We start from the raw sequence: 12,426 nt of genomic DNA on the forward strand, positions 1-12,426 counted from the left end.
TACACCCAACGACAACAAGATGGCGCCAGCCGCTAGGGCACCGCCAGCGGATGCTCGCGCCGCGCGGCGTCGATGCGGCCGCGCAGCGCGCGCGTGTCCTCGTCCTCGCCCCAGCGCTTGACGTAGGCCTGCAGGCGCAGGCGCGCCCGTTCCGCGTTGCCGGCCTTGAGCGCCGCCTCGGCCGCGTCCTGCGCTTCCGTCCACGCCTTGTCCTTCTGGCGCCGGCGCGTGCATTTGCCCGCTTCCTCGTTCAGCGCCTTCTGCACCCGCTCGAGCTGGGCCGGCGTCGCACGCGCCTCGCGCAACGCGATCAGCTCGTCCTGCGCCTCCCGCGCCTTGCACTCGCGCGCCAGCGCGATGGCGGCCTCCATGCGCCGTTCGGTCTTCCTGGCCGACGGCTTGGCGACGAGCCACACGGCCCACAGGATCGCCAGCGCCAGGATCCACCAGCGCAGGCGGATCGGTTCGCGCTGCCGCGGCCGCGACTGGCCGCCCGTGACGCCCTGGCGCGGGAGCGGGCCCGCCGTTGCTCCCGCCGTTGCGCCGGGGCTGGCCGTGCCGCTGCGGCCGAATGCGTGCGGCGATGGCGGCGGAGGTGGCGGGGGCGGCGGCTTGGGCGTTGGAGGCGGCGCCGGCGATGGTGGCGCTGGCGATGGCGCTGGCGATGGCGGCGGCGGCGGCGGCGCCGACGCTTCCGCTTCCGGCGCATCCGCCCATCCGGACAGCGAAGCCGCCGTCGTGGCGCCGGCAGCGGCCAGCGCGGCGCGTTGCGCCTCGCGCTCCTCGGCGGCGCTGCGCTCGTCCGCCTGCGCGCGCGCGCCGGCGTGCTGCGCCGTGCCGCACCACGGACAGAAGTTCACCGGACGCGGCATGGTGCGCGCGCAGGTGGGATTGATGCAGCGGTAGATCGTGTCGTCCTGCACGTCGGCCCTCATTCCGGATCGGGGATGCCGTCGTCCGGATCGGGGATCGCGGCGTCGAGGAGCGGCGCCAGCTCGGGCATCTCGCCGACCGTCTTCCATTTGTCGACGCGCGGATTCCACCCCATGTTCCAGATGCGCGTGCCGGCATCGATCTCGCCGCGCGCCAGCTGCTGGGCCACTTCATCGATCCCGAACGGCCCGCGCTGGACGCCGCCGACGAACAGCTTGTAACGCGCGGACGGCAGCGCTGCCGTCGCCGGCGCGGCATGCGCTACGCCCGTCGATGCGCCGGTCGATGCACCAGCCGCGCGCCGTTCCAGCGCCTGCGCCGCGCGCGCCTCGCTGGCCAGGAACTCCGGACGGATCGCGCGCTTGTCGACGGCGCGCTCGACTTCCCATTGGTAGGCGTCGCCGGCCGAATCCGGGACGACGTCCGTCCACGCGTCGAGCTGGGCGAGCGCGGCCTCGACCTGGGCCGGCGACAGCGTCGGATCGAGCGCCGTCGCGCGCTTGATCCAGGCGTCGTACAGGCGCCGCGCCGTGATGTTGGGCAGCGACGGCGACGGCAGCTGGGCACCCGTCTCGTCCACTTCCAGCTTCGGTTCGTACACGCGCAGCTGGTAGTGGCGCATCAGCGCGGCCAGCAGCGCCAGCTGGTGCGGTCCCATCGCGTTGAGGCGCCGGCGCACGGCCTCGAGTATCTGCTCGCGGTAGTACGGCGGCAGGCCGTTGGAACGGATCGCATACTCGTTACCGATCTGCAGCCATTCCCCGGAGCCCGGCTCGACCTCGAACAGGTACTGGCCGCGCGGCTGGAATGCCGCCTCGCGATCGCCTGCGTCGCCCTTGCGCCGCAGGATGCCCAGCGCCACGGCCTGCAGGAACCAGTCGTAGTCGTCGGCCAGGCGATTCAGCTCGTCCATCGACGGCGAGATCGGATGGCGGTAGCGGGTCGAGTCGAAGTGCACGTGGGTCGGGATCTTCGGGTTCTCGATCTGGTAGCTGGCGCGCCAGGTCGGCAGGCCGCGCAGCACCGTCATCGGATAGCCGGACAGCTCGATATAGCACACGGCCCGTCCCGGCACGCCCGTGTTCACGATCGACACCAGGTCGCCGTGGAAGAAATTGGTCGGGACGGCGGCGCGGATCTCCCCTTCCAGGCGGCGCCAGGCGGCCGGGTCGCCCACGCCGATGAAGCACTTGAACTGGTCGGCGCCGGGCGTGAACTCGGCCGAGAAGCGCGCGTTCACCCACGGCATGGCGCTGCGGATCCATTCGCTGAACACGCGGTGGCGCTCCTGGGGCGGCATGGCGGACAGGCGGTCGAGCAGCGGATCTTCCGCCGGTGTCGCGTCCTGGCCAGACAGCTGCACCTGGGCGCGGCGGAACAGCTTGAGCAGCAGGTCGGCGCGGCGGCGCTCGTCGGCCAGTTGCGGGAACAGGCGCGCCGAGCCGCCGAATTCCAGCAGCACTTCCTCGCTCCAGGCACTGACGTCGCCCGTCAGGCGCACCGGCTCGGGCAAGGTCTCGTCGGCCAGCTTGATCGTCGTCGCGTGTTCCTGGCGCGCGTCGGCACGCAGCTGGCCGATGCGCTGGTCGACGGCGGCCAGCATCGCCTGCACGGCGCGGCGCCCGTCCTGGAATTCGCCGGCCAGCCCGCTCCAGCGCGGCTGCCCCTGCTCGTCCAGCGATTGCGGGTCGCCCAGCCAGGCCGACAGCGACTGCATGACCTCGATGGCCTGGCCGGCCGCGACGGCCAGCAGGTGGAAGCGCAGGTAATCGGCGATGTCGCGCTTGAGGTGGTTCATCACCTCGCGCGCCTGGGCGTCCTTACCGAACAGGCGAGACGACGCCTGCGACAGGTTGTTCATCGATTCCTCGACCTGGCGCGTGCGCAGCGCGTCGCGCACATCGCGGTAGCGCTTGCCGTTGCGCTGGGCATTGGCCAGGTCGCGCTGGGCCAGGCGCGCCTTCACCTGTTCCAGCAGCGACAGCACGAATTCCAGGCCGCCCTGCTTGCGGTCGTCCAGCAGCATGTACAGGCGGCCGCGCACGTTCAGGCGCAGCTGCGCCAGCAGTTCCCCCGTGTGCCGCTTGATGCGGTCCTCGCTCGTCTCGGCGGTGGCGCCGGCCTCGCGGATGGCGTCGCGCTCCAGGTTGGGCAGCAGCTCGACGACCTTCTCGCGCCAGACCTTGAGGTCATAGGACGCCATGATGCGGTCGATCTCCAGCTGCACCTTGCTCTCGACGCGCTCCAGCAGCGAGCGGCCGTCGCGGTCCAGCAGCAGCATGTCGGTGAGCGCGTATTCCTGGAACGGCGTGACGTCGACGGTGCCCTTGCGGAAGTCGGGGAATTCCGTGAACGGGCGCTCGTTCATGCCCATCTGCTCGCGCATGAAGGCATCGCGCTCGTTGTCGGCGGCGCGCCGGGCCGCCGCGCCGTCGCTGCCCGCGAGGCCAAAGAAGGCCTTCACCATCAGCGCCGCCAGCTCATAGGCACGGATGTCCTCGCGCAGGCTTTGCTGGGTATCCAGCACGGACTGGCCGAACGCCGAATACACCTTCGAGTACGACAGGCGCATGTCGCCGAAGCGGCTTTCCGGCACGCGCGGGTTGTACGGCCCCAGCTTGTGCTGCTGCTGGTTGACGGCCACCGAGCGCTTGCGGTTGGCGAAGTCGGCCGAGGCGAAGTCCTCGAACAGCGTGTCGGCCACCATCTGGTACACGTCCTTGACGTCCTGCGTGGCCTTGTTGGCCAGGTTGGCCGTGTCGACGAAATACACGTCGTCGAACGGGGCGCCGCGGCCCGTCACGCTGTCCGGCTCCATCCACTGCACCTGCGCGTTCATGTCGCGCATCGTCGTTTCCAGTTCCATCAGCGTGGCGTAGGCGTTCGCCTCGGTGCGCTCCTTGTTCGCCTTGGCGTAGCCGGACGGCAGGAACATCACGAGGTCGACCTGGCTGTCCGACACTTCCTGGCGCGCGATGGCCTTGGCGATCCAGCCCAGGTCGATGGCGCTGCCGGCGCCGGTGCCGCCCGCGTTCGACGCGATCACGACGATGCGGAACTTCGACGTGTCGACCTGCAGGCCGAGGCGCTGGTAGTTTTCCTTGCGCTCGATGCCGGCGTTACTGCTCAGGAAATTCAGCGCGCCCTTGATGCGGCCGCGCAGCTTCGGGTATTTGTCGAACAGGTACAGCCTGGCAAGCGCGCGGATCTGGCCCGCCCCCTTGGACGGGTCGATGCCCAGCGAGCGCAGCTTCTTCGGCCGCAGCGGCATCCAGCTTTCGATCAGCGGGAACCGCGCCAGGCTGTCGTCGGACTCGTGGTATTGCGGCAGGTCGAGCGGTTCGACGAGGCGTTCCTCGTCGGCCAGCTTGACCAGGTCGAACCACGGGTCGGTGCGCTGCGACTTGCCTTCGTCGATGACGGCATTCGTGTCCAGGTCGAAGTGCAGGAAGCGCGCCACAGGAAAATCGGCGATCGACTCGACGCGGGTCGGGTGGTGGCGGTTCCATACGGCCGACAGGATGCGGCGGCGGATGCGCATCATGACTTCCATGCCGGTGCCGCCGGCGCCGATGAACAGCGTCGGGCGCAGGTCGACCTTCAGTTCGTTCTTGCGGTTCAGTGCGGAGGGATCGGGAAAATCTGCCATGGGGTGCTTGCTCCTGGTTCCTGGTTCCTGGTCTCAACGACGGCCGACGAATAAAGCGGCGACGAGGGTCACGACGCCGACCACGACGAGCGGCCCCGTGATCGCCAGCGTCAGGTACTTGCTGGCATTGACGATCGCCAGCACGGCCGCCGCCGACAGGAAGGACATGCCGACGAACAGCAGCCATCCCGCGCTGCCCGCCGCCGACGGCGACACCCGCTTGACCACCAGGTGGTGCACGTAGGCGTTACGCACGAAAAAATAAATCACCAGCAGCACGACGATGATCGCGCCGGCGATCGCCATGTCGCGTCCCGACGTGTCGCGCAGCGGCGCCGCGCTCGGGTTGGTGGCGCCGCCCGGCGCGATCTCGACCGGCATGCGCGAAGTATCGGGCGCCGTCTTGGGGCCGGCGTCGTCCGGCGTGGTCTGGCCCGGCAACTTGAAGCCGGGATCGGCGGCCGTATCCGGCGGTTGCGTTCCTGGCGTCGATGGGCTTGGGGTGGCTTGCTTGATGGTCCTTCGTCGTCGTTATCAGCGGCCCAGCCGGACTTGCGCACCGTCGCGCAGGTCGATCAGCTCGTGGCCGAACAGGGTCGTCTTCAGGCGGGCCACCTGGTTGCCCGCCTTGTCGTAGATCGGCTGCACGGCGCCGGCGCGCGTGCGCACCGTGCGCAATTCGTCTTCCACCGTGAGGTGCACGCGCCGCGGCCGCGCATAGGCCCAGGCCGCGGCGGCCCCGGCGGCGAGCAGCGCCAGCGCGGCGCCGATGGCCGCGTACAGCGGTCCCGACCCATAGTGCACCCTTACCTCGACGGGCAGGCGCGCGATGGAATCGTGGACCTCGGCGGGCGGCGTGAAGATGTCCGGCAGCGGATCGCCCGGGAACAGCGCCGCCATGCGCGCGCGGAACGCCTGCGACAGCGCCAGCTTCTGGCCGTGCAGCTGCAGTTCGATGCGGCCCGGCAGCACGAAGGCCGAGCCGGCGGCCTTGAGCGCGTCGAGCGACCAGGTGCCGGGCAGCTGCGCCACCGGCAGCTGCACGCGCGAGACGAGCGGCGCCTGCTTGCCGGGTGCCAGGCGCTCGACGCTGCCGTCTTCCAGCACGATGCGGTGGTTGGCGCCGTTCAGCACGGAGCGCGCGCCGACGCTGGCGCCGACGATGGTGTACGGGTAGATCGTGTTCTCCAGGTTCCAGCGCACGGTGGCGAAGGGTTCCAGCGCGCCCGGCGCGACGTCGGCGCGCAGCACGCCGTTCGCATCCATCGACATCGCGACGCCGGGCGCATCCTCGACCCGGCGCGGCACCAGGCGCACCGTGTCGCGGTCCAGCGGCTTCAGGCGCGCCGGCGGTTCCGTGATCACGCGCTTCACGCGCCCTTCCGCCACCAGCTGGTCGAGCGCCCGTTCCCCCTCGGCGCCGACGGCGAACACGTACACCATCAGGCCGTTGGCGCGGTAATGCGCGCCCTGCACGGGCATGCGCAGCGGGAAGGCGAGCGCCTTGGCGATGGCCGGGCCGCGGTGGATCAGCCCATAGAAGTCGCGGTTGCGCTGGGCCGTCGCCTGGTCGTTGTTCGGGCTGTTGCGGTTGTTCGTGAACAGCCACACGAGGCCCGGCTTGCCGCGCAGGACGCCGTCGATGGACGCGGTGACGGCTTCGCCCAGGTCGGTATCGGCCAGCGCCCCGCCCTGCGGCTTCCTGGCCGTCTCCAGGCCCGCCAGCGCATCGCGCACGTGCGCGGCCGTGGCGCCGCCCGCCTGCTCCGACAACAGGCCGCGCGGCGACGGCGCGCCGGGCTGCGACTGGTTGAACGCGGCCAGCACCAGCGCGTCGCCGGGCTGCACGACGCTGTCGACGAGGGCCGCCACCAGCGGCTTGAACGGCGACTTCGGATCGGCATAGAACGGTTCCATCCAGCCCGAGTTCTGCACCAGCACCACCTGCGGGATGGCCTGCGCCGGCACGGCGGCGGCCAGGCCCAGGGCCGCCAGCGCGGCCGCGAGAAAGCGTGCGGTACGGGTCATGGCGCTTCCAGGTCCCAGCCCCGGATCCGGTTCCAGTCCGGATGGTGCAGCCACAGGCGGCCCGCGTACACGAAGGGCACGCAGGCGAGCGGACGCGCCAGGCGCGCCACCTCGTCGAGGATGACGTTGCGCCGGCCGATCCACTCCACCGTCGTGCGCGGGATCACGCGGTCGGCCAGCGCATCCTCGGCGCGGCCCGTGTACTTGTGGAAGCGCAGCACGAGGCCGCTGGGCTGGGCGCGGTTGTTGTTGAAGCCGCGCAGCAGCGGCAGCACCAGCGCATCGTCTTCCATCTGGTCTTCCACGTGTTCGCCGGACCAGGGTTCATCGACGACCGGGTGGCCGCGCCGGAACAGCAGGTTGGCGAAGCCCAGGCGCGCGCCGTCGATCGGGGCGCGCTGCGGCGCCGCCACGCCCAGCTCGAGGAAGGAATACGACTGGCCGTCGTGCCCGATCAGCCACATGCGCCCGTCGCGGCTCAGCGTGGGGCCGCCCAGGTCCAGGCTGGGCAGCCAGGTGTCGGGCCAGGGGAGCCAGCGCGGCGCCTCGCCCGGACGCCAGGCCAGCTGGCCTTCGCCGTGCAGCCAGAACAGCTGGCCGTCGTAGCCGATGGGCCGGGTCCAGCCGGACAGCGGCAGCGCGCCGCAATCGTAGGCGGGACCGGGTGAGAGATCCGCGCCCAGCGTGCACAGTTCCAGCGCGCCGGCGCTGCCGCGCACGAGGCAGCCGATCTGGTGCCGCATCATGCCCGGCGCCGCGACCACCGGGGCGGCCAGCACGGCGCGCGTGCGGCAGGTTTCGCCGACGGGGTCCATCCACAGGCGGTACAGGCCGCGCGCCGTCGGCACCAGGCCGACCTCGCCGCGTTCGCCTTCGACGGCCGGCAGCCAGCCGTAGTCGGACGCGCCGAAGGCCAGGTCGGCCGCGCCGTCCTCGGGCAGCAGCACGTGCCAGGTCTCGCCCAGCGGATCCCAGTACTGCAGCACGCCGCGCGCGGGCGCCAGCGCCAGCAGGCGTTGTTCGTGGAAACCGAAGGTGGCGGCGGCGAACACGCAATGGGCGTTCGGCGGCGCCGGCAGCGTGGCGTCGAAGCGGCCCACGTGCGGCGCCGGCGGGCGCTCCTCCAGGCTTTCTCCCAGCGCCAGCGAGGTCACGGGCAAGCCGTGCGGCACGTGGCGCGGCAGCAGCGGATCGGCCCAGGCGCCCCACCAGTCGGGCCGGCGCTGGCGTTCCAGCGCCAGCCGGCGCAGGGGCTGGCCGCATTCCGGGCAGAAGGCGAATCCTTCGGGATAGACGGGGGCATGCGCGCAGGCCGTCGGCAGCGAGGCGCCGAGCAGGTGCGCGCAATCGGTCACGCGGCCACGCGCCTGCACGCCGGCCTGCCAGTCGATGCGGCCCAGGCCCGTGCCGGCGGCCAGCTCGTAGCCGCTGCCTGCCTCGCGTTCCAGCCAGACGCTGGCTGGCGTTTCCCATCTGTATGCCATTCGCTCCGTCCGATTGTCAAAAATCGCCCGGTCCACATGCATATCGGGACCGTTGCGCTTTTGAAATGATATATCCGGCGTCAACGCGACGGCGCCCCGTACACGAGGTAGCGGCTGGCTATGCTTCAGGGATCAAATCACGGGATGTTCGAGGGAACTTTCGGCGCCCTGCTCGCGGGCCGGGTTCACGTGGCGAATCTTCCAGCTGCCGCCTTCCAGCACCATGTCCAGCGCCAGCGAGCGCATCGGCTCGCCGCCGGCGCCCAGCGTGACGATGACGTCGGCGACGCGCTCCCGGCCCTGGGTGCGCTGGTGCACGGTGACGGCGTGCACCTGGCGGCGCAGCCAGTTGCCGTCGTAGTGCGCGGCCTGCAGGAAGTAGTCGTGGTCCGGCACGGCGCCGCCCTTGCCCGCCTGCGCGTCCTGCAGGCGCGCGACCAGCTGCGCGGCGAGGTCGCGCGCCACGTAGGTGAGGAAGCGCTCGTGGCGGTCGCTGAGCGGGTCCTGGTCGGCGGCCAGCGTTTCCAGGTACCAGCCGTAGAATTCCACCGCCACCGCATCCGGCGGCCTGGGCGCGGCCGGCGCCGCCGTCGGCGCGGCCAGCGCGCACAAAGCCAGCAGGACCGAGCACAGGGCCGCGGCACATCTCGCCACTAAGCTAGAAAATAAGAAATTTCCTTTTAGAATCAACATGATGGCGCTCCCGACAGCATCCACTGTGCAGCAAGGACGGCCCCTGCCCCGTGAGCTGGCGCAAGCGGCGGCCGGCGGGGCGGCGGGCGGCCGCCGCCACGCGCCTGATCGCCAGGATGGCGCCGGATCGTATAATGCCGGGCTGTATCCACCAGCCGTTTTCGCCATGACCACCCCGGACCTCCCCGCCGCCGCCATCGACGCCGCCACCGCCCACCTGCGCGACGTGCTCGCGATCGCGCTCGAGCACGGCCCCGGCCGGCGCGCGCTGGTCGTGTACGACACCCGCACGGGCCTGGCGCGCGCGCTCGTCGAAGCCTACCGCCGCAACCTGCCGGAAGGGCCGGACGCGCGCTTCGTCGACTTCGACGCCGTCGCGCCGCAGCAGGTGCTGGACACCTTCGGCACGCTGGCGCCGGGGGACCTCGTCGTGCTGGTGCAGTCGACCAACTTCCGCCTCGACGGCTTCCGCCTGCGCGTGGAACTGTTCAAGCTGGGCCTGAAGGTGATCGAACACGTGCACCTGTCGCGCATGCCGGGCGAGCAGGGCGAGCACTACATCGCGTCGCTCGCCTACGACCCCGCCTATTTCCGCGGCGTGGGCCACGCGCTCAAGGCGCGCATCGACAAGGCCGCGCGCGCCGAGGTGCATGGCGGCGGCGAGGTGCTGGTATTCGATTCGCCGTTCGAAGGCGCCAAGCTGAACGTGGGCGACTACGGCGCGATGCACAACGTCGGCGGCCAGTTCCCCATCGGCGAAGTGTTCACCGAGGCCAGGGACCTGGAAGCCGTCAGCGGCCGCGCCCAGGTCCACGTGTTCGGCGACACCTCCTACCTCGTCAACCGCCCCGCCGTGCCGGTGACCGTCATCATCGAGCGCGGGCGCGTGGTGGGCGCCGAGAACGTCACGCCGGAATTCCAGGAAGTGCTCGACATCATCCGCCGCGACGAGGGCGAGGTGTGGGTGCGCGAGCTGGGCTTCGGCATGAACCGCGCCTTCACGCGCGAGCGCCGCGTCGACGACATCGGCACCTACGAGCGCATGTGCGGCATCCACCTGTCGCTCGGCGCCAAGCACGGCGTGTACGCCAAGCCGGGCTTCAAGCGCAAGGATGCGCGCTACCATATCGACGTGTTCGTCGTGACGGATGCCGTCTACCTCGACGACGAACGGGTCTACGCGGACGGCGCGTGGACCGTCCAGTGAACCACGAACCAACGAGAACGACCATGCTTACCCAGGAACAGCGCGACCAGTACCAACGCGACGGCTACATCGTCATCCCCGGCTTCAAAGCCGCCAACGACATCGCCGCCCTGCGCCGCCGCGCCGGCGAGATCGTCGATGCCTTCGACCCCAGCGAGTCGCGCAGCATCTTCACCACGCAGAACCAGATGAGCGCCAGCGACGCCTGGTTCCTCGGCTCGGACAACACCGTGCGCTGCTTCTTCGAGGAAGAAGCGTTCGGCCCCGACGGCCAGCTGAAACAGGCCAAGGCCCTGTCGATCAACAAGATCGGCCATGCGATGCACGACCTCGACCCCGTCTTCGAAGCCTTCACGCGCGATGCGAAGCTGGCGGTGGTGGCGCGTGACCTGGGCCTAGAACAGCCGCAGGTCTGGCAATCGATGTACATCTTCAAGCAGCCCGGCATCGGCGGCGAGGTGCGCTGGCACCAGGACGCGACCTTCTTCGACTCGACCCCGATCAGCGTGACCACGTTCTGGTTCGCGCTGGAAGACGCGACCATCGAGAACGGCTGCCTGTGGGTCGAACCGGGCGGCCACCGCGGCCCGCTGCGCGAGCGCTTCCTGCGCGACGGCGAGCGCATCTCGATGGAAAAGCTGGACACGACGCCCTGGCCCGACGACAGCACCGCCGTGCCGCTCGAAGCGAAGGCCGGCGACCTGGTCTGCTTCCACGGCCTGCTGCCGCACTACAGCGCGCCGAACCGCTCGCCCGTCTCGCGCCATGCATTCACGCTGCACGTGACGGATGCGCGCACCGCCTATTCGCCGCGCAACTGGATCCAGCGCGACGCCAGCCTGCCGGTGCGCGGCTTCGACTGAGGCCCGGCGGCGCCCGCGCTACGCCTGCCGTCCCACGGCGGCGTAGCGGCGCCGGCACGCTTCGGTTGCGTCGGCCAGGTCCACGATCGGCGCCGGATAATCTGGAATCGGCTCCTTGCGCTTCCAGGGTTCGTGCAGGTCGCGCGCATCGATGGACGCCAGCGCCGGCAGCCAGTGCTTGATGTAGGCGGCATCCGGATCGTAGGTCCGCGATTGCGAGGCGGGATTGAAGATGCGGTAAGGCGGCTGCGCATCGGCGCCGGTGGATGCCACCCATTGCCAGTTGCCGTTGTTCGAGGCCTGGTCGTAGTCGTTCAGCTTGAGCGCGAAATAGGCTTCGCCCGCGCGCCAGTCGACGCCCAGCGTCTTGACCAGGAACGAGCCCGCGACCAGGCGCGCGCGGTTGTGCATCGCGCCCGTCGTGTTCAGCTGCGTCATGGCCGCGTCGACGATCGGATAGCCGGTCGCGGCGTTCTTCCACGCGTCCAGGCGCTTCCTGCCTTCCGCGCCGTCGATCCAGTCGAGCTTCGCATACTTGTCCAGGTAGGGACCGTCGGCGACGCGTGGCACGTGGAACAGCAGCTGCGAAAAGAACTCGCGCCAGCACACTTCGCGGATCCAGCCCGCCACGCTGGCGTCGTTCACGTCCCTGCGCCGGCCGAGCGCGCGGAAGATCTCGCGCACCGACAGCGTGCCGAAGCGCAGGTGGATGTCCAGGCCCGAGGTGGCCGGCAGCGCCAGCGCATCGCGCCGCGCCATGTAGTCGCCGACCTTGCCCTCGAATTCGCGCAGTACGCGGCGGCCGCCCGTCGTGCCGGGATACAGGCTCAGGCCCTCCAGGTCGACCGTGTCGAAGCCGAGCTGGTCCAACGGGATGTTCGACGCGCCGTCCGCCGGCGCGGCCAGCCGCGCCTTCAGTGGCGCCGGGTCGTGGTCGCCCAGGATCCGTTCGTCCTGGCCCAGCCGCTGCAGCCAGGCGCGGTAGTAAGGCGTAAAGCGGGTGTAGGGGGTGCCCGACTTGCTGAGCACCTCGTCCCGGTGCAGCAGCACCTGGTCCTTCGAAAGCAGCAGCGCACGGCCGTCGCGCTCCAGCGCCGCGCCGACCGCCGCATCGCGCCGCCGCGCGGACGGTTCGTAGTCCTCGTTGGCGAACACGCGGCCGGCATCGTGGCGGCGTGCCAGTTCCGGGATCACCCGGGCCGGATCGCCTTCCAGCGCGAGCAGCTTGCCGCCCAGGCGCGCCAGCTGCGCGCCGGCTTCGGCGACGCTGGCGTGGATGAAGGCCACGCGCCGGTCGGTGCGCGGCAAGTCGTCGAGGATCGTGCGGTCGTAGACGAATACGCAGATGACCTCGTCGGATGCGGACAGCGCCGCGTGCAATGCCACGTTGTCGTGCGCGCGCAGGTCGCGGCGCATCCAGAAAATCGATCGTCGGTCGTTCATGCCTGCCAGCGCCATGGTTGAGCTAGGGGCATTGTAGGCAAGCGCCGCATGGACCGGCGCACCGTATCGTGCCCGTTCGGCATCGAAAAATGCAAACCATAATACGAAGAATGTCAACTATTGGAA

General features: G+C 70.3%; 9 protein-coding genes. 2 read left to right on the plus strand and 7 right to left on the minus strand.

What is annotated here, in order from left to right; all coding sequences use genetic code 11:
- Window positions 1-32: 32 nt before the first annotated feature.
- From ACI1V7_RS19970 to ACI1V7_RS19995, 6 genes are all read right to left on the minus strand, one after another.
- Window positions 33-935, minus strand: a complete 903-nt coding sequence (locus ACI1V7_RS19970) for a hypothetical protein (RefSeq protein WP_404533530.1) — start codon at window positions 933-935, stop codon at window positions 33-35.
- Window positions 932-4,582, minus strand: a complete 3,651-nt coding sequence (locus ACI1V7_RS19975; protein WP_404533531.1) for a tubulin-like doman-containing protein — start codon at window positions 4,580-4,582, stop codon at window positions 932-934. The genes ACI1V7_RS19970 and ACI1V7_RS19975 overlap by 4 nt, the downstream gene beginning before the upstream one ends.
- A 33-nt stretch (window positions 4,583-4,615) precedes the next feature.
- Window positions 4,616-5,023 (minus strand): hypothetical protein, encoded by a 408-nt coding sequence (locus ACI1V7_RS19980; protein ID WP_404533532.1) that lies wholly within the window; start codon window positions 5,021-5,023, stop codon window positions 4,616-4,618.
- 93 nt (window positions 5,024-5,116) lie between these two features.
- Entirely contained in the window at window positions 5,117-6,610 is a 1,494-nt protein-coding gene (locus ACI1V7_RS19985; protein WP_404533533.1) for a hypothetical protein, read from the minus strand.
- On the minus strand, window positions 6,607-8,094 hold the full coding sequence (locus ACI1V7_RS19990) for a hypothetical protein (RefSeq protein ID WP_404533535.1): 1,488 nt from the start codon (window positions 8,092-8,094) through the stop codon (window positions 6,607-6,609). Before ACI1V7_RS19990 ends, ACI1V7_RS19985 begins: the two co-directional genes overlap by 4 nt.
- Window positions 8,095-8,226: 132 nt before the next feature.
- A complete protein-coding gene (locus ACI1V7_RS19995; protein ID WP_404533536.1) occupies window positions 8,227-8,748 on the minus strand; it encodes a DUF3828 domain-containing protein in 522 nt (173 codons plus the stop codon).
- Window positions 8,749-8,953: 205 nt separating this feature from the next.
- Between ACI1V7_RS19995 and ACI1V7_RS20000 the strand changes: the two genes are divergently transcribed.
- Both ACI1V7_RS20000 and ACI1V7_RS20005 read left to right on the plus strand, forming a co-directional pair.
- On the plus strand, window positions 8,954-9,994 hold the full coding sequence (locus ACI1V7_RS20000) for a M29 family metallopeptidase (protein ID WP_404533537.1): 1,041 nt from the start codon (window positions 8,954-8,956) through the stop codon (window positions 9,992-9,994).
- A 23-nt stretch (window positions 9,995-10,017) separates the two neighbouring features.
- Complete coding sequence (locus tag ACI1V7_RS20005) at window positions 10,018-10,857, plus strand: phytanoyl-CoA dioxygenase family protein (protein ID WP_404533538.1); 840 nt, start codon at window positions 10,018-10,020, stop codon at window positions 10,855-10,857.
- Between the two features lie 18 nt (window positions 10,858-10,875).
- Here the strand turns inward: ACI1V7_RS20005 and ACI1V7_RS20010 are convergent, their stop codons facing one another.
- A complete protein-coding gene (locus ACI1V7_RS20010) occupies window positions 10,876-12,300 on the minus strand; it encodes a cryptochrome/photolyase family protein (protein WP_404533539.1) in 1,425 nt (474 codons plus the stop codon).
- Between the last annotated feature and the right edge of the window lie 126 nt (window positions 12,301-12,426).

Source organism: Massilia paldalensis, from assembly GCF_044901715.1.
Taxonomy (GTDB): Bacteria; Pseudomonadota; Gammaproteobacteria; order Burkholderiales; family Burkholderiaceae_D; genus Telluria; species Telluria paldalensis.